The organism is Idiomarina sp. OXR-189 (assembly GCF_034373425.1).
Taxonomy (GTDB): domain Bacteria; phylum Pseudomonadota; class Gammaproteobacteria; order Enterobacterales; family Alteromonadaceae; genus Idiomarina; species Idiomarina zobellii.
This window is the reverse complement of record NZ_CP139706.1, coordinates 551,115-569,209: the sequence shown is the minus strand read 5'-3', so window position 1 is coordinate 569,209 and position 18,095 is coordinate 551,115. Positions and strand designations below refer to the sequence as shown.

Sequence of the window (18,095 nt, the reverse complement as noted above, 5' to 3'; positions counted from 1 at the left end):
ATATTCGCCCTTGCCTAGCGCTTTGGGAACCTTTATTCTTCTTAATTGTCATAGGCGTTTCTCAAACAGGCATTCCCATGGGCTTTATGCGGTTTTCAATATACTCAACATTTGTACTTTTTATGATCACTTCTCTTTCTGCGTTCGCAGGTTCTGGCAAAAGCGAACCTGAGACGGTTCGTATTGCAACTTTTAATGTCAGTATGGACGCGTCTAATTATCTGCCGGAAAACGAACTCCCTACGCTGAAGAGCTCTCCTCTTCCTGGTGTTCTGGAGCAAAACCATGAGCAAATTCGTGGTATTGCAGAAATACTTCAACGCGTACGTCCCGATGTGGTCCTACTGAACGAGTTTGACTACGTTGATAAAGCCGTAGGTATTGATGTTTTCCGCAGTGATTATTTAGAAGTGTCTCAAAACGGCCAGGCAGCTATTGACTACCCTTATGCCTACACCGCCCCTGTTAACACCGGTGTGCCTTCACCTTTCGATTTAAACCGCGATGGCAAAGCCAGTGGCTCTGGTGACGATGCCTGGGCTTTTGGTTGGTACCCGGGTCAATACGGCATGGTTATTTTGTCAAAATACCCTCTGGCAGCCGAGGACGCGCGTACCTTCCAGCATTTCCTATGGAAAGATATGCCGGGCCGCCACATTCCTTATGTACATGACTCCGATAAGCAGCCAACATCTGAGCCCTGGTTCTCTGAAGACGCTATGGCCCAATATCCATTGAGCTCGAAATCTCACTGGGATGTGCCGGTAAAAATTGGGGACCGTGTTATTCACCTATTAGCGGCGCACCCGGTACCGCCTGTCTTTGACGGTCCTGAGAACCGTAACGGAATGCGCAACTATGATGAAATCCGCTTGTTTGCTGATTATTTAACACCTGGTCGCGATAACTATCTTTATGACGATAACGGTGTTCGTGGCGGGCTAGGTGAAGACGCTAGCTTTGTAATTCTGGGAGACATGAATGCACAAGCAGGCGCAGGTGGTGTTGACGGTGCAATTGAGCAGCTCCTCGAGCACCCGCGCGTCAACGACGTTAAGCCACAAAGCGAGGGTGGTAAATTGCATTCGCCGGATATTGAGGGTTCTCAATTTCACACAGCGGCTTGGCGCAAGCGCGTTGACTACGCCCTACCGTCTGATGACTTAGTGGTCAAAAATGCAGGGGTTTTCTGGCCCGTTAACGATGAGCCAGGTGCCGACATGATGAAAAAGCGCCAGGCTTCTTCTGACCACCGCTTGGTGTGGATAGATATTGTGAAGTAAACGCCCTTTACGCCCATTTAATGGGCTGCCGTCCGTGCTGCTGCAGATAATCGTTGGCTTTTTTGAAATGGTTAGCGTCAAAAAAGCCGCGATGCGCAGATAAGGGCGATGGGTGTGGCGCGGTCAGAATGTAATGCTTAGTGCCATCAATCAGCGGGATCTTTTTCTGAGCATGTGAACCCCATAATAAAAACACGACATGCTCTGTCGCTTCCGACACTTTTTTAATAACGGTATCGGTGAAGGTTTCCCAACCCCAGCTTGCATGACTGTGCGCTTTTCCCTGCTCAACCGTAAGCACTGTATTTAATAAGAGCACGCCTTGCTGCGCCCATGCGGTCAAGTCTCCATGTTGAGGGAGTACGGTGTCTGGGTAGTCCAGAGCAATTGCCTTAAACATATTGCGCAGTGACGGCGGAAACTTCACGCCTTCTTTAACAGAAAAACTCAGCCCATGCGCCTGACCTGGCCCGTGATAAGGGTCCTGCCCCAGAATAACCACTTTCACCTGCTCGGGCTCGGTCAACTTCAGTGCATTAAATACTTCTTCCTTTGGAGGGTAAACGACCGTCTGCTGACGTGCCAACTCAACACGTTGCCACAATTCTTTGAAGTACGGCTTTTGTTTTTCTTCGGCAAGTAAGTCGCTCCAGGGCATTGGAATTCCTTTAGTTCAGGCTACACCTTTGTATCATAAAACGATATGATCCCACTTCTCAACTGAATGATTTCAAGGTTTAGCATGACAGAGCGAAATAGCTTACCGAAAGTAAGTGTTTACTTAATAACACTCAATGAGGGCCGTCATTTAGATGAAGTTCTCAGCAGTGTCAAAGGCGCCGACGAGATAGTGTTAGTCGACTCAGGTTCCACCGACGATACACTCGAAATTGCCGAAACCCACGGTGCACGAATTATTCACCAATCGTGGCTAGGCTATGCAAAACAAAAAGCCTTTGCTCTAGAGCAATGCAAAAACGACTGGGTCATCAACTTAGATGGGGACGAGGTTCTGCCTGAGGGCGCTTTTGAAACCATTCAACATCGCATCGCGCAGAATGATATCAATGGTATCTATTTAGCTCACGACGATATCTTTATGGGGCACTCTCTGCCCGGTCATCGCCACCACCGTTTCCGCCGAGTCTACCGAAAATCTAAGTCTCACTGGAACACATCAACCAAAGTTCATGAGCATATCGAGGTAGAGCCGCCTCTGACTCATTTGCCGATCGATGTTAAACATTATGGCTACGATTCGGCACATGGGTACATGGATAAGCTGAACAAATATTCGCTGCTGAAGGCTAAACAGCGAGAAGAGAGAGGTCGTCACTGCAGCTTAGCTCGGGTATTACTTATATTCCCGCTGATGTTCATCAAGTTTTACTTTATACGCCGGATGTTTTTAGCCGGTTGGCGAGGCTTTATTAAAGCAAACATCGATGCTTTTCACTTCTTTCTCACTGAAGCTAAACTTTATGAGCGCGCCTACAGACGTAAGCGCGGTGACGATGTAGAGAAGTCCGAGCAATAATATGTCTTTTTTGCCGATATTTTTAATTAACCTTGACCGATCTCGTCATCGCCTTGAGGATGTCGATAAATCGATGAAGCAGCTCGGTCTTGATTATGAACGAGTCCCAGCCATTGATGGGCGAGTAATATCCACTTCAGATATAAACGCAGTGTATAGCCATAAACTAAACTCAGAACGCTATAATTATGATTTAACGCAAGGGGAAATTGCTTGCTATATGAGCCACCGTAAGGCATGGCAAAAATTATTAGATAGCGATCATCAGGCAGCCATTATCCTCGAGGATGACATTGTGCTTAGTCCGGCATTTGCTCATTTGCACCATGCAACTGCCGAAATTGAGAACAGTGCTTACTCTGAATGGGATATTATTAAGCTAGCTCAACCATTCAAGCCCAAAGAGTCCAGACAGTTGGAGGCTATTGGTGATTTTCAATTAGTCGACTATATTAAACCGCCGATGGGTGCTTGTGGCTATTTAATAAGTCGAAAAGGCGCAAAGAAAATGTTGTCTCGTACACCTTTTTTTCGCCCGGTCGATGTTGATATGCAATGGCAATGGGAAACAGGCGCTCATGTTCTCGGCTTGCTTCCTTACACGGTTGATAACAGCCATACGCACGAAAGTGATATCTTCAGTGTTGCCAATAGGCACGATGTAAGCCGCAGAGGCTGGGTGCGTTTGAGAGAACAATGGCGGTTCTTTTGGCAGAACCGCCGTTACCATAAAAACAGAGAAGGAAGTTAATCTTCTTTCCCTTGGTACTTCTCAAACCAATGTAAGATATAAGCAACTTTGTTCATCAGGTTGCTTGGTCTTGCATAAATGCCATGGCCTGAGTCCTGAATACGCACCATTGCGGTGTCGACGCCTTTCAGCTTTAACGCCTGATAGTACTGTTCGGTTTCCGACATGGGTGTTCTGTAGTCATTCTCACCGGTTAATAGCATGGTTGGCGTTGTCACGTTACCCACGTAACTGATTGGCGAGCGCTCCATGTAATGTTCCATATTATCCCATGGTAGACCCGGGAACCAATATTGATAGAAAAAGTTATACATATCGGCAGTTAGCACGAAGCTGTACCAATTAATCACCGGCTTAGCCACAACAGCGGCTTTAAAACGGTCAGTGTGACCCACTATCCAGGCAGTTAGTACGCCGCCGCCACTACCGCCTGTGACAAATAACTCATCTTGGTCAATGAAGCCTTTTTCAATAACCGCATCAACACCGTCCATGAGGTCGTTGTAATCTTCACCGGGATAGTTATGATGAATTTCATTGGCGAAATCAGCACCATAGCTAGTACTGCCTCGAGGATTGGTATACAGCACGACATAACCGGCAGCTGCAAAGAGCTGAACTTCAGCCGCAAAACGCGGACCATAATTAGTATGTGGACCACCGTGAATTTCCAACATCAATGGGTATTTTTTGTCTTTATCGAAGTTTGGCGGATAGGCAATCCACCCCTGTAAGTCTTTACCATCGACGCTCGACTTATAGCGAATCTCTTCTACTTTTGCGAGTTTCTTGTGAGCTAAAGCGTCTTCATTCAGACGAGTCACTTGTTGGACATTATCGTCTTCCCACAACGCTAATTCAGCCGGGCGCATTGGGTTTGAAATGGTAAAAGCAATTTTGTCCCCTTTTGCAACACTGAAGTCGCCTCCACCATAAGGTCGGCTGTAGGAAAGGCCGCCCACGCGGTCAGTTAAGTGGGTGTGCTCGCCGCTTAAGTCCGTACGTGCAAGCTGCCCGACTCCGTTGTCGTCATAAGTGAAATAGATACCACGGCTGTCAGAGTCCCACTCAAAGCCAGTAACGCTGCGATCTAAGTCTGGCGTTAACACTTCGATATCAGTACCATCGGTATTCATGACGTAGAGCTTAGTAATCTGATAGCTCATTTTTTCATCGTCATAACCGGTATACGCTATTTTCTCACCGTTTGGTGACACTTTAGGTGAACCGTCTGGCCCATCTCTGTCAGTAATTGGCGATATCTCTTTGCTAGCAACAGTCAACCGGTAAATTTCACTGTTGACTGGTTGGCGAAACGCGTCTTCTCGACGATTCGCTGAGAAGAAAATATGCTTTCCGTCAGCCGACCAAGTCAAGTTACCGCCATGGTTGAACTCGTCTTCGGTTAACTGGCGTGGCGAGCCCCCCGTGGCAGGCACAACATAAACTTGCTGATATCCGTCTTCTGCATAGCCGCCACCGTCATAACGGTAATTGCCTTTATCGATATATTTTGGTGGTGTTGTCCAATTTGCTCCCTCGGGTTTACCCGGCAAGCTTACCGGAGCAGGTTCTGGCTTTGGCGTAAACATTGAAAACGCGATTTGGCTACCATCAGGCGACCAACTCAGTCCTGACGGCGCTTTCGTTAATTGAGTAATGGCTGCGCTTTCGCCAGAGTCCGCCCAATAGATATGAATTTGCGGGCTTCCGGTTTCCGTTGAAACATAGGCTAGCCGCTTGCCGTCTGGCGACCATACTGGTTGGCTTTCACTGCCTTGCTCGCCGGTTAACGGGCGTATATCTCCGTCTGGTAATACACTCCATAAGCGCCCAACTTTGCGGTCGTTTTGTATGTCCATAGACTGGCGGACAAATACGCTCCACTCACCACTTGGGTGAATTGTCGGTGACGATGCATACTCTAGAGTGAAAACGTCTTCTAGCTCCAGTTTCTCCTGCGCTACCGCAGAACCTGATACGGCCAGAGCCGCTGCTGCAATTATCCACTTTTTCATTGTTATTCTCCCAACTAAAAACGGGCATAAAAAAACCGCCTCATAGAGACGGTTTTATCGTGATCTACTTCATGAATCAATGCATTAGAACGCGTATGAGAAGCTAACGGACGCAAAGTCTCGGTCAGCTAACGGGTCTAAGTCGCTGTCTGAATACATGGTGTAGCCAAGAGTCACTTTATAAGTTGACAGGTAGTCAGCCATTAAATTCAGACCCAGTGATTTGCGATCTTCAATAAAGTTACTGTTCGGCGAATAACCATTAACGTCATGATTAAACTGAACCGTTGGGTTTAAACCCCAGCCTTGCCAGACGTTTGAATATTCAAACTGGAAGCGCGTGCGATAACCCCAAGATGTTGAAGTAACAAAACCTTCGCAGTTGCCGTTAGCGAATGGACCTGCGTCTTGTGCCGTCAAACACTTACCAAATAACGGCAAACGACCGTAGCGTTGCTCTTGAATGCCCGGCATGTCATGAACACTGTTCATGGCTACTTCACCAACAAAGGTCATGCGATCTGAGCCCAAGAAACGGTCGAAGAAACGAACAAAGCTGACTTGAGCCTGGCTGACATCTAAACGGTCATAACCATTAGCTTTTCCAACGTTAGGATTACCATCTTCACGTAGAGGGGTATTATTAACGCGGTCAGCGAACGTACTTGGTGTATTCGGGCGTAAACCTGCGGTCAAAATTTCAGTAGTGTTTATTTGTACTGGCATACCATCGCGATAGCTGTACTCACCAGAAACAGACCACATGCCTAAGTTTGTGCTGAAACTTAAACCATAAACTTCAGTATCTTCCGGATACTCTAACACTAGTCTAGGACCATCGATTGGATAGCCGTTTGGCGTTGCCCACGCATAGTCTACATCTTGTCCATTTTCAGATGCCGCTTGGTACGGACGCGGGTCAACACTCCAGTTGTACGCAGAAATAATTGGCGTGTTATTGTGTAAGTTCAGGTAGTACACACCAAACTCAGCGCCAAGGTCCATAGAGTAGTAGCGCAAGTTTGCACCCCACTGACCACTGTCAGAGGCTTCAATCATTGGGTTACTGCCAATGTAGGCGCCCGCTTCAATCGATTGGCGGTCACTCAGAGTTGTGCCATTACCAATAGCAGGGTTCAGCGTTACTAAACCACAACCTGGACCACCAATGATATCAACGCTTGAGAAGTAAGTACCACAACCGTCCAGTTTAGTGTTATCCCACTCGTATTGGTAGAAGGCTTCTAAGTTCATCACGTCGGTTAAACCGATGTTGGTGCTTATCATGCCTACGGGTAGCAACGCCTCTTTAATTTCCGCACCCGGACGGCGAGCCGCGTTAACGTCTAACGGGTTAATGTCGTTAATACCGTTGAAAACAAAGGTGCTTTCACCCCAGCTTAATACCTGACGACCCACACGGACGTTTGCTGGCATGTCACCGATATCAAAGTTTGCATAAACAAATGCGTCTAGCAACTCAACACCATGCCCCTGCGAATAATCGTCAAAAGCGTCATCGTTCAGCGTAGTATTTGGATAATACAGGTTTGCTGTATGACCATGGCGCATTTCCTCTTCAGAAATCACATAGTCGTACCAATAGTTAAAGCGCACAAAAGCACCGTGGTTATCACCGTCAATGCTTAAATCGTGAACGCCTTTAAAAACCGATGATACTAAGTCGCCTTTATCGAAGTTCAGGTTACCATCATCGCCGACACTTGAACCTGCCGTGCCTCCTGCGCGGTTGCCTGGGTGAACCAGGTGGTTGGCCTGATCTTCCATACGCCACGATGCGCCATAGGAAAGAATAGAGTCGAATTTGATTTCATAGTCGCCGACTTCAAAGTCAGCAGCCTGGCCTGTAGCCGCAAAGCTCAGTGCAATGGCCGTAGCCAGAGGAAGTTTTTTTAGCATAGTTGTTCTTCTTTTCATTGTGAGCCACCTAATCCTTTAAACTTGTTTGGCGGTTATAGATGAATCATGTCCGATGAGTTAAAAATATGCAAGTGTATGAACACGAAAAGATAACAAGTTGTTGGAAAAAGTGCGGGAAAATGTCGTTACCAGCGTCTAAATAGGCGCTGGTAACGAGTCTTTAAAAGTAATTTATAACTTTTCTTTGAGTTCAGGAAGAACATCAAATAAATCGGCTACTAAGCCGTAATCAGCCACCTGGAAGATTGGGGCTTCTTCATCTTTGTTAATAGCAACAATGACTTTAGAGTCTTTCATACCGGCTAAGTGCTGGATAGCACCACTAATACCAACAGCAACATAAAGCTGAGGCGCAACAATTTTACCGGTTTGACCCACCTGCATGTCGTTTGGTACGAAACCAGCATCAACAGCGGCACGTGACGCACCAACCGCCGCACCTAATTTATCAGCAATGTCTTCCAGCATGTGGAAGTTTTCGCCGTTCTGCATACCGCGACCACCGGAAATAACAATTTCCGCTGTGGTAAGATCCGGGCGCTCAGACTCTGCCAGCTGCTCGCCAACAAATTCAGACTTGTCGTTGTTAAATACGGAGTCGATATTTTCAACGTCGCCACTACCGCCTTCTGCTGCAACTGCATCAAATGCGGTTGCACGAACGGTAATGACTTTAATGTTGTCTTCTGACTGCACAGTAGCAATGGCGTTACCAGCATAGATAGGACGCTTAAAGGTGTCGTCGCTTTCTACCGAGATAATGTCAGATACCTGTGCTACGTCTAATAACGCAGCAACGCGTGGCATGAAGTTTTTGCCGGTGGTTGTTGCCGGAGCCAGAATGTGGCTGTAGTTTTTGCCTAAGTCAGCAACCAGTTCACTGATGTTTTCAGCCAGCTGATGCTCGTATGCGTCGTTGTCTGCCAGCATGACTTTTTTCACGCCGTCAGCTTTTGCCACATTTTCAGCAACGGTTGAGCACCCTTTACCAGCAACCAATACCTCGATGTCACCACCGATTTTCTGTGCAGCGGCTAACGTTTTCAGCGTTGAAGGGTCAACCGCGTTATTGTCGTGTTCTGCTACCACTAAGATGCTCATAATACTTTCGCCTCGTTTTTCAGTTTGTCGACAAGCTCATCTACGTCAGCTACTTTCACACCGGCGCTACGTTCGGCAGGCGTTTCAACTTTCAGCAGCTTAATAGTGCGCTTAACTTCCACACCCAGCTCGTCCGGGCTTATGGTTTCCAGCGGCTTACGCTTGGCTTTCATGATGTTTGGCAGCGACGCGTAACGCGGCTCGTTCAAACGCAGGTCAGTAGTGACAATAGCCGGCAGGTTCAATTTAACGGTTTGCAGACCACCGTCAATTTCACGGGTGACGTTCACAAAGCCGTCGCCAACTTCCACTTTAGACGCGAAAGTACCTTGTGGCATACCGGTTAAGGCGCCCAGCATTTGACCGGTCTGGTTGTTGTCTGAGTCGATAGACTGTTTACCCAGAATGACCATGTCCGGTCCTTCTTTCTCTACCACACCTTTTAGAATTTTAGCGGCAGATAAAGAGTCTGGCATGTCGTCGGTTTCAACCTGAATAGCGCGGTCTGCACCTAATGCTAGCGCAGTACGTAACTGCTCCTGTACCGCTTTAGGGCCAATAGAAACTACAACGACTTCGTCTGCTGTGCCGGCTTCTTTTAAGCGTACGGCTTCTTCTACGGCAATTTCGCAGAATGGGTTAAGTGCCATTTTGACGTTCGCCAAATCGACATCGGACTGATCTGGTTTAACACGCACCTTGACGTTGTAGTCAATGACGCGCTTAACCGCGACAAGTATCTTCATGTTGTACTTCCTTTTGCTGGAATGTTCTGAATGTTGGTGTTTATTATGCTGCCATTATCCTAGACTGGCGTCGATCTCACAAGTTGTGGGAGAATAAAACTCTATTACCGTAAGGGAGAGTTTACATGGCCAGCTGGGAACAGCTTTTTCGTCACTTAGTTCAACAAGCCAAAAGTCTACCAGAATATCCGGCAGAATGTCGTGATGACGATCATCTGGTGGGTGGCTGCGAGGCGAAGGTATGGCTGTGGCTGGATACTTCTGATGTAGAGGCGGTAGTGATTCGTTTTGATTCTGAATCGCGCATTGTGCGCGGACTACTGGCGCTACTGCAACAACGGCTGGACGGCTGCTCAGTAGCGGAAATAGCCGCCTTTGACATTGACGCCTTTTATCGCGCCGAAGGTTTAGATAACGCCCTAAGTCCCTCACGCAGCAACGGCCTGTATCAGGTCGCCAAAACCCTGAAGTTGCGGGTTATTGAGGCGTGAGTGAGCGCTGAGGTTATAGGAGCTACTGCGGAGGACGCCCGTGAATACATCCCTGTAGGGCTTGGGCAGCGCCATCCTTGGCGCTGCACACCTCCGCAGTAGCTCCCATAACCACCGGGCGCGCTCACGATACCTTCAATGTACGGCGCTTTAACCGAGCGGATGCCGGAACCAGGCCGACTTTTAACCCAAAGGGCTTAAACAGTCTATTAATTATGTCGCTAGAATAATTGCCTAGATCATTTTCAACTTCTGAAACGGTCTTTCGGGAAGTTCTTGTGAGCTTGGCATAATCGCTTTGATTCAACCCAGTAATTTTTTTCCTGAACTCCTGCAACGCTTGTCCCTGGCTTATGTCACCCTGTAATAGTTGTAGCGCAATACGTTCAATAAGAGCTTCTCGCTCTTCGACGCTAAGCTGGTTACTCTTAATCATAGCAGCCCCCAGCGTTTCAGTTTTTCTGGAATATTTGCCAGTCCGACTTTAGGCATCGTCATAATGCTGTCTGGAACGCCTCGTTCTCTTAATCTACTTTCCAAACCAATAAGTTGCTCAGCCGATGTATTCAGGTCACCGAGCAATTGTTCGGGTTCAATTAAATCAGAAAGCTCCTCGCAGATGGCGCCAAAGTTATATTCGCCACCACTTTCCATGGGCTCTCCCCAAACAGTTGATCTTGGCACTCCTTCGGGGTCAGCTCGCATCGGCGCAAAATCATAAATTGGCGTGAGCTTTATACCACTTTCATCTCTGAAAAATGCCGTATTACGACCGTGATTATCCGAGTTACCAAAAGCAATATTCAATAAGTCCCGACGTACCCATTCGGTTACAAACGCCTCTGCATTAAAGGGAGCGCCTTGTTCTTTTACTGTATACGAGTTCTCAATTTTGCTGACTAAATTACGTATTACATCAGCATGACGAAGACGCACACCGGGCGCTCGCTTTAATATTGAGTAAACAGACTCCATTGCCTTGCGAGTAACGACACCATTAACAACTTCAACGTCAAAACGCGGAAGCCAAAGTGAGGGAAAGTTTTCACCCTCTTCAAGCCGCATCGGTGCGGTTGCTATGGTATTAAACCCCATACTGTCAAGCTCGCGATAAAAGTGATATTCCGTGCGCAGGATATCGCAGTCAATTGGCTTGCGCTGACCCCGGGGAAACTTCACCAGATAAAATGCGTCCTGAGTATTGGTATCCTCTTGAAAGGTATCTATCCAAACCTCGTCATTATTGTTGCATCGCAGCAACAGTTTTGGCGCTTCCCCGCCCGCTCCGGTGGCTCCCCCGGCAATGGCTCCTCGCTGTTGAGCATATTCAAGAAAACTTGCGTTTCTCTCTACAACGTCTTTGACTTTAAACTGAGGAGGGTTTGTAGATTTGTTCTGGTTTTCGACAGCTTCTTTTATTCTCAAATGTCCAACAGGTGCAATTGCGGCCTTTTCTAATAAAACCAAATTTTGTTCGCTTAGTGGCAAGTTGGGTATTTCAAGCTGATCCACCCAAAACCGTCGAGCTGCACCACTTGGAATAATATCATCAAGAAAGCGAAGCCAACCGAGTTGATCGTCGTCATCGAAATAAAGCTGAACGGGATGGTTTAAGGAAACAGCATGGTGATCATCCTGCTCCAGGTGCTCAATAGCGTAGTCCGTTTTATACTGCACTTGTACGTCGGGTTCATTCTGCCCGGCTCGTTCAGTAAAAGTTAACATGGCTATGTCCTGCCATTGGTTTTGCAGGTAAGCCTGTACCGTTAGACTATTCATGACGCACCTAAAATTGAGTGGTATTACTCTCAAAATAGACAAATAAATCTATTTTTGCAACCTATACCACGCAAAATGTTATTTTGGGGGTGCCATTCGCTTCAATAACGTAGCAGTGGCTTGCATGGCAAAGCTGCAGGTGACCACCATAGCGGCGCCAAAGCCGGAGCTGCAATCCATGCGCATGGAGCCGGAGCCTGGTTTTTGCAGTGTGACTTCACCTTCCAGCTCACCGGAAATAACTGGGTAGCGCAGTTGCTCTTCGGAATAGACGCAGTCAACGCCCCATTTACGTTTAGGGTTCTTGGAAAAGCCGTAGTCGCGACGCAGTTGTGAGCGCACTTTAGCAAGTAACGGGTCCTGCTTGGCTTTGGCTAAGTCGCCAACACGGATCATGCCCGGGTCTATTTGCCCACCAGCACCGCCGCACACCACCAGGCGTAGCTTGCGCCGTTTGCACCAGGCGACCAGCGCGGCCTTGGTGTTCACGCTGTCGATGGCGTCCAGCACCGCATCAGCGCCAGCTAGGTACTCTTCGAAGTTTTCCGGCAATAAAAAGTCATCAATAACCTTAACTTCGCAGTTTGGGTTAATGCTTTTCACGCGCTGTGCCAGCACCTCGGTTTTTAGTTGCCCAATGGTGTCATCGGTGGCCGGTAGCTGACGGTTAATATTGGTGATGCACACATCGTCTAAGTCAATAAGTGTCAGCTTGCCAATGCCGGTACGCGCCAGTGCCTCCACCGCCCAGGAACCAACGCCGCCAAGCCCGGCGACCACTATGTGTAACTGTTGAAAATGGTTGAGTGCCTGTTGTCCGTAAACACGGCTGACACCACCAAAACGCTGATCGGGTACTTCACTCATGACTGGGTTGTTCACTCACATCGTAGATAATAATGCCCACCTGGTGCACTTCACCACGCGGGTTCTTAAGCGGAATTAGGGTGACGTTTTGATACATCCATTCGCTCTGCCCGCTTATGGGGCGGCTGTGGCGAAACCGGAACACGTAAGGACGCTGTTGCCAGGTAATAAACACTCTCGAGTTTAATTGCCGCACGCGGTCAATTTTACGCTGAAACCAGACCTGGTCGATACCCGGACAACAGCGGAATAAATTTTTATCGCGCACTTCGCTGGGTCTCAGGCCGCTGTGATTCTGCATAAACTCGTTCCACATCTGGATGTTGTTGTCGTTATCGACCACCACAATGCCTACATCAATGGCGCCCAGAATGCTCAGCTTGCTGTGCAGCTCGTCCATATCGTCTATCATTGGTCATCCTCTTCGTTTTGCAGCCAGTGCGCCAGCTGCTGGTCGAGAATTTTCACGGCATCGGCCGGGAACAGCAGCAAAAGGTCAAACGCCAGCTTATGCTCCGGCAACTGATAGCCTATTTCTATAGCCAGAATTTTCTGCCAGCGCTGTTCGCCGTGTTGCAGTAACTCTTGCATGGACTGGTTTTCGCCCAGTAATACCGGCTGTGACGCCGCGAACTCCACATGCAACTGCTGACCTAAACCATTTAAGCAGGCAGAGGATAAAATAGAGGCCACGTCCATTAATGACTCAATGCGCTGCTGTTTCACCGAGCCGCTTTCGCCCAACTTTGCACCTAACAGCTTACCAATGTCGTCAATAGCCGCCTCATTAAAGAGCGTTAAAGCCTCGCCTAAAATACCGCTGCCGGAAAACCCCTGACTGACTGCCGCCACTTGCTGCTTGGCGTCAATAGACTCTATGGCCATGTGCAATTCAGAAGGCGCAATGAAATTGACGTTCGGCACGGGTAACTCAATAAAGGTATCCAGCACCCGGGCTAAGTGATCACCCGCCTGACCCATGGCAACGTTTGAAACCTCGCGGTATACATCGAGCGGATTAGACGGAGCCTGAGTTTGCTGGTCGGCGACTTTTAGTTGTCCACCGGCGGGCTGGTAAAGGCCGAACTGCTGCAACAGAGTTTGTACGTCTTCGGCTTTCATAGGCTTTTTCACGAAGGCCATGGCACCTAATGACTGCACGCGCTTTTGCGCCTCGGGCTGTATATCACCCGACACCACAATAACCAAGGTTTCTAACTGCTCGTCTTTGATTGCCTGCAGAGTTTCATAGCCGTCTTTTACCGGCATGTTCAAATCCAGAAACAGGATTTCAGCACGCCCTTCACGTACACAAGTCAGCGCTTGCTCACCGTGCTCAGCCTGGTGTACCTCGGCATCCCAGTCATCGGGTAGCGTGCGCAACAGCTGTTTCCGCGCCATTTTCGAGTCATCGCACAGCGTGACTTTTAGCGTCATAGATTGAAATTCCCGGCCGTTGTTTAGTGCCCTTATTCTAGCGCAGGCAGTAGCCTGATGAGATGGTCCCCTCCCTCTTACGGCATCGCAATGTGCCAATATAGAGGTTCAAGCTTCTATAGAAACAGAGTGGAGAGGACCAATGGCTATTGTAAACAGAATTGCACTGGATTTGGCAAAGGATTTTATTCAGGTTTTGGCGCTGGATGAAAATGAGCAGGAAGTGTTTAATAAAAAGCTGCGCAGCAACAAGGTGTTAGCGAAGCTGGCAACATTGAAACGTACAGATGACTGTGAAGTGGCGGTTGAGTCCTGCGGCATGAGTCATTACTGGCGCCGCGAATGTGAAAAACTGGGTTATAAAACGGTGGCGCTGCCACCACGCTTCGTCAAAGCGTATTTGCAGGGTGAGAAGAACGATGCAAATGACGCCCGGGCGATAGCCGAGGCGGCATCACGGCCTAATCGTCAGACGGTCAGGCTGAAAAGCATTGAGCAGCAGGATTTAGCGCTGATGGTGAATCAGCGGGAAGGCTTCGTGCAGACGAGAACGCAGTTCTCGAACCGGCTAAGAGGTCAGTTGGCTGAGTACGGCATTATTTTACCCAAGCGGGTGAGTACCATACTGCAGAAAGTGCCGGAGATACTGGAAGAGGACAGCAATGCGCTGACGCTTCAGTCCCGGGACCTCATCAACCGGTTGTATCAGATGCTGCGAGCGGTCGATGAAGAAGTAAAAGCACTGGATAAGCGCTTAGCGGCACAGGCTGATAACAACGAAGACAGCCGCAGGCTGATGACGATACCGGGCATCGGCCCGATAACAGCAACATCGTTGTTGGCTCTGATAGGCGATGTGAATGAATTTAAGCGCGGCCGTAACCTGTCGGAATATCTGGGGCTGGTACCACGGCAAAACAGCAGCGGCGGCAAAGACCGTTTAGGTGGTATTACCAAAAAAGGCAATACCAAGCTGAGGACACTGCTGGTGCACGGAGCGCGCTCTGCGCTGCGGGTAGCGCAACAACGTGATGACCGACTGAGCCTCTGGGCACAGGATGTTGCCAAACGCCGGGGCAACAATGTTGCCGCAGTGGCACTGGCCAATAAGCACGCCCGGATAATCTGGGCGATGTTAAAGAATAAAGAAGATTACCGAATGGCTGCTGCTTAACAGCAACAGCGTTTAGTAAAAGAGCAAAGCGAAGGTTCATTCCTTCCGGGAGTTGCAAACGTAAGCAGGATGGTAAAATAGGGTAAACCGACGGCAACTGAGACTGGATAGCCTCAGTACACTCAGTACGTTAGCCTGATAAGCCAGTTGCCGTGCGGAGTTCATCCAGGCCAGGTGCGCAAAGCGCACCATAAACAGGCCGTATATATGCGAGCGCCCCGACATTTACCACAGGCTCACGTTGCAAAAACGGGAGGGGACCATATATGATGCTATTCGTGTAGTCTGACATTCATGTCAGGTGAGATACCGCTCCTGACATGAATGTCAGGCTACACGGCGAATGGGTATTTAATGGGTTCATGGCACTGATAACCGCTGACGGTGAAGTCGTCTTTGCTCACCCAGGTTTCAACATCTTCAAGAGATTTAATCTCAGGGTTAATGTGTAACTGAGGCGACGGAAAAGGTTCGCGTTTCAGCTGTACATCACGCATGAGTTCCAACTGGTTTTCATAAATGTGAGCGTTTACTATCTTGTGGTACGCCTTGCCCGGCTTGTGTCCGGTAATTTGTGCCACCAAAGCTAAAAGAACGAAGCACTGAATTTGGTTAAAATTAAGCCCCAGCGGTACGTCGCAGCTGCGTTGGTACGAGGTTAAATAAAGCGTGTCGCCTAACAGTGAAAAGTTGTGGGTATGCATGCACGGACGCAAACAGCCTAACTCAAATTCCCCGGGATTATAGAAGGTCACTATTTCACCGCGATCATCAATACCTTTTGATAGGTTATTAATCACTTTTTTCAACTGATCTAAGTGGCTGCCGTCCGGCTTTTGCCACGAGCGGCCCTGTACCCCATACACCCGGCCCATATCATCTTCGCCTTTGCGGTTCGGGTTGTTTAGCCAAGCCTGGTTTTCATTGGCATTGGCGTCCCAGGTTTTGCAGCCAATCTCACGAAACTGAGCCGCGCTGTCGTAGCCACGCAAATAGCCTAAAAGCTCAGCAATAGCTGACTTATAATAACTTTTGCGAGTGGTAATGAGCGGGAATTGGTTGTTTGCAACATCGTACTCTAAGTCGGCGTTTATAACCGTTAGGCAGTTAATGCCTGTACGTTCGTTTTTAACCCAAACACCTTCGTCGACAATGCGTTGGCACAGCTCTAAGTATTGTTTCATTTTTTCTACAAATTATGTTGTGCGTAATATTTTATATCGTACCTGATGCCGTTGCCTGATGCTATTGCATCAGGTGGGATCTTGTCCGTTGAAATCACGTACGAATAATAGATGTAGTAGCCCGACTTTTATGTGAGCGGCGGCATCTCACCTGACATGAATGTCAGGCTACAACCACTGCCCTACGCCGTCCGGGGCTTGGCACGAACCATCAGGAGAACACCTAAAATGATCATTGGCAGGGTCAGCCATTGACCCATGGACATACCCAGAGACAGTAGACCTAAGTGAGCGTCCGGTTCGCGGAAAAACTCAACTATGAAACGAGCCACGCCGTAACCTAACAAGAACAGACCGCTGACTGCACCAACGCCGCGCGGTTTACGCTGGAACCACAAAATAAGCAAGAACAGCAGCAAGCCTTCTAATAGCGCTTCGTAAAGCTGCGACGGATGCCTTGGCACCGGGCCACCGCTGGGGAAGTACATTGCCCAGGGTACTTCTGCCGCACGGCCCCAAAGCTCGCCATTGATAAAGTTACCTATACGTCCGAAGAATAAGCCCATAGGCACTAGTGGTGCTACAAAATCCCCCACTTGAAGGAAGTCGCGCTTTTTCTTCTTTGCGTATAAAAACATCGCAGCTATAACACCCAATAAGCCGCCATGAAAAGACATACCACCTTCGTGGACATAGAAAATATAGAGGGGGTCGGCAAGGAAGTAGTCAAAATGGTAGAACAAGGTATAACCGACACGCCCTCCAACAAAAACACCGATGAAACACCAGAACAGTAAGTCACTAAACTGTTCTTTGCTCCAGTTTTCATCTGTTTTGGTTTGGCGAACACCCCAGAAATAGGCAAATGCAAAGGCGACAAGATAACTGATACCGTACCAATGCACATCAATAGGGCCAATGCTAAAGGCCACTGGATCTATCGCTGGAAACTGCCAGTATTCGTTCGAAGGCACTGAGGACACTCCCTTGTTCTATTAAAAAATAAGTTGTACAGCAACAATAATTAAAAATGCAGCAAACACGCGCTGCAACTGCTTAACCGGTAATTTGTGGGCGAGTTTAGCACCTAAAGGCGCCATTAAAACCGACGCTACGGAAATACCTATCCACGCCGGTATATGAATTAACCCGAAAGCCCCGGTGGCTTTACCCGACAGCCAGCCATTAGCAATAAACATAACGACGGAACTACAGCCAATAATAAAACTACCGAGCGACGATATTGCAATAGCCTGACGCACAGGCAGTCGCATTTTCGTTAAAAACGGCACAGTTAAGGCCCCGCCGCCAATTCCAACTAAGCCCGATATGGTGCCAATAATATAACTCCCTAAGGCAACCAACCGTTTTGACACCGATGTCATCGGCTCACCGGTTTTCTGAGGCAGAACCATTCGAGCAGCCAAGGCTATTAATACAATGGAAAAAATACGTTTCAGCCAGTCGGGGTCGATAACGGTAACCAGATACGCTCCGGTCATTGCCCCGATAGACAAGCCAGGCAAAACACGAACTAACCAAAACTTTTCCATTAAGCCGTGCTTAGCATGAGAACGCGAAGCGCTAGCGGTTGTCATGCAAACGGTAGCCAAACTGGTTGCTATAGCACTCGGAACCACCAGTTCAGGAGGCACACCTATTATCGGCAACAAATAAATAAGTAGCGGCACAATAACTAAACCACCACCAATACCAAGCATGCCAGCCAACAAGCCGGCAACAGCACCGCCACCTAAACAAAGAAGCCAAGTGCTTAATAACATAA

18 protein-coding genes are annotated in these 18,095 nt (G+C 48.4%); 5 read left to right on the top strand and 13 right to left on the bottom strand.

Features of this window, described 5'->3' with window-relative positions:
- Positions 1-122: 122 nt before the first annotated feature.
- Complete coding sequence (locus UM402_RS02750) at positions 123-1,283, top strand: endonuclease/exonuclease/phosphatase family protein (protein WP_286911284.1); 1,161 nt, start codon at positions 123-125, stop codon at positions 1,281-1,283.
- A gap of 7 nt (positions 1,284-1,290) precedes the next feature.
- Here the strand turns inward: UM402_RS02750 and ung are convergent, their stop codons facing one another.
- Entirely contained in the window at positions 1,291-1,941 is a 651-nt protein-coding gene (ung, locus tag UM402_RS02745) for a uracil-DNA glycosylase (protein WP_058576020.1), read from the bottom strand.
- Between the two features lie 84 nt (positions 1,942-2,025).
- Here ung and UM402_RS02740 point away from each other — a divergent pair, with 84 nt between their 5' ends.
- The gene (locus UM402_RS02740; RefSeq protein ID WP_058576019.1) at positions 2,026-2,820 is read left to right on the top strand and encodes a glycosyltransferase family 2 protein; all 795 of its coding nucleotides are present in this window, start codon (positions 2,026-2,028) and stop codon (positions 2,818-2,820) included.
- 1 nt (position 2,821) lies between these two features.
- Positions 2,822-3,571, top strand: a complete 750-nt coding sequence (locus tag UM402_RS02735) for a glycosyltransferase family 25 protein (protein WP_058576018.1) — start codon at positions 2,822-2,824, stop codon at positions 3,569-3,571.
- On the opposite strand, the gene UM402_RS02730 is transcribed toward UM402_RS02735, so the two are convergent.
- The 4 genes from UM402_RS02730 to UM402_RS02715 all read right to left on the bottom strand — a co-directional run bounded on the left by UM402_RS02730 (position 3,568) and on the right by UM402_RS02715 (position 9,377).
- Positions 3,568-5,589 carry a S9 family peptidase gene (locus tag UM402_RS02730; protein WP_058576017.1) on the bottom strand — a complete coding sequence of 674 codons (2,022 nt, stop codon included), beginning with the start codon at positions 5,587-5,589 and terminating at the stop codon, positions 3,568-3,570. The two genes, UM402_RS02735 and UM402_RS02730, sit on opposite strands and share 4 nt — an antisense overlap.
- 84 nt (positions 5,590-5,673) lie before the next feature.
- Positions 5,674-7,509, bottom strand: coding sequence for a DUF1302 domain-containing protein (locus tag UM402_RS02725; RefSeq protein WP_058576016.1), 1,836 nt, complete (start codon positions 7,507-7,509; stop codon positions 5,674-5,676).
- A gap of 192 nt (positions 7,510-7,701) precedes the next feature.
- The gene (locus UM402_RS02720) at positions 7,702-8,631 is read right to left on the bottom strand and encodes an electron transfer flavoprotein subunit alpha/FixB family protein (RefSeq protein WP_058576015.1); all 930 of its coding nucleotides are present in this window, start codon (positions 8,629-8,631) and stop codon (positions 7,702-7,704) included.
- The gene (locus UM402_RS02715; protein WP_058576014.1) at positions 8,628-9,377 is read right to left on the bottom strand and encodes an electron transfer flavoprotein subunit beta/FixA family protein; all 750 of its coding nucleotides are present in this window, start codon (positions 9,375-9,377) and stop codon (positions 8,628-8,630) included. The genes UM402_RS02720 and UM402_RS02715 overlap by 4 nt, the downstream gene beginning before the upstream one ends.
- 125 nt (positions 9,378-9,502) lie before the next feature.
- On the opposite strand from UM402_RS02715, the gene UM402_RS02710 reads away from it, so the two are divergent.
- On the top strand, positions 9,503-9,868 hold the full coding sequence (locus UM402_RS02710; RefSeq protein ID WP_058576013.1) for a SufE family protein: 366 nt from the start codon (positions 9,503-9,505) through the stop codon (positions 9,866-9,868).
- A gap of 124 nt (positions 9,869-9,992) precedes the next feature.
- Here the strand turns inward: UM402_RS02710 and UM402_RS02705 are convergent, their stop codons facing one another.
- The 5 genes from UM402_RS02705 to UM402_RS02685 form a co-directional block, all read right to left on the bottom strand.
- Positions 9,993-10,304 (bottom strand): helix-turn-helix domain-containing protein, encoded by a 312-nt coding sequence (locus UM402_RS02705; protein ID WP_058576012.1) that lies wholly within the window; start codon positions 10,302-10,304, stop codon positions 9,993-9,995.
- Positions 10,301-11,647 carry a type II toxin-antitoxin system HipA family toxin gene (locus tag UM402_RS02700; RefSeq protein ID WP_058576011.1) on the bottom strand — a complete coding sequence of 449 codons (1,347 nt, stop codon included), beginning with the start codon at positions 11,645-11,647 and terminating at the stop codon, positions 10,301-10,303. The genes UM402_RS02705 and UM402_RS02700 overlap by 4 nt, the downstream gene beginning before the upstream one ends.
- Positions 11,648-11,725: 78 nt before the next feature.
- A complete protein-coding gene (gene tcdA, locus UM402_RS02695; protein ID WP_058576010.1) occupies positions 11,726-12,514 on the bottom strand; it encodes a tRNA cyclic N6-threonylcarbamoyladenosine(37) synthase TcdA in 789 nt (262 codons plus the stop codon).
- Positions 12,507-12,926 carry a PAS domain-containing protein gene (locus UM402_RS02690; protein ID WP_053954532.1) on the bottom strand — a complete coding sequence of 140 codons (420 nt, stop codon included), beginning with the start codon at positions 12,924-12,926 and terminating at the stop codon, positions 12,507-12,509. The genes tcdA and UM402_RS02690 overlap by 8 nt, the downstream gene beginning before the upstream one ends.
- Positions 12,923-13,951 carry a response regulator gene (locus UM402_RS02685; RefSeq protein ID WP_058576009.1) on the bottom strand — a complete coding sequence of 343 codons (1,029 nt, stop codon included), beginning with the start codon at positions 13,949-13,951 and terminating at the stop codon, positions 12,923-12,925. Before UM402_RS02685 ends, UM402_RS02690 begins: the two co-directional genes overlap by 4 nt.
- A gap of 142 nt (positions 13,952-14,093) precedes the next feature.
- Between UM402_RS02685 and UM402_RS02680 the strand changes: the two genes are divergently transcribed.
- On the top strand, positions 14,094-15,125 hold the full coding sequence (locus tag UM402_RS02680) for an IS110 family transposase (protein WP_058576008.1): 1,032 nt from the start codon (positions 14,094-14,096) through the stop codon (positions 15,123-15,125).
- 332 nt (positions 15,126-15,457) lie between these two features.
- Here the strand turns inward: UM402_RS02680 and UM402_RS02675 are convergent, their stop codons facing one another.
- The 3 genes from UM402_RS02675 to UM402_RS02665 form a co-directional block, all read right to left on the bottom strand.
- Positions 15,458-16,309, bottom strand: a complete 852-nt coding sequence (locus UM402_RS02675) for a thymidylate synthase (protein WP_058576007.1) — start codon at positions 16,307-16,309, stop codon at positions 15,458-15,460.
- A gap of 182 nt (positions 16,310-16,491) precedes the next feature.
- Positions 16,492-17,283: a prolipoprotein diacylglyceryl transferase gene (lgt, locus tag UM402_RS02670; RefSeq protein ID WP_058576006.1), complete on the bottom strand. Its 792-nt coding sequence runs from the start codon at positions 17,281-17,283 to the stop codon at positions 16,492-16,494.
- 21 nt (positions 17,284-17,304) lie between these two features.
- On the bottom strand, positions 17,305-18,093 hold the full coding sequence (locus UM402_RS02665; RefSeq protein WP_058576005.1) for a sulfite exporter TauE/SafE family protein: 789 nt from the start codon (positions 18,091-18,093) through the stop codon (positions 17,305-17,307).
- Positions 18,094-18,095 lie beyond the last annotated feature (2 nt).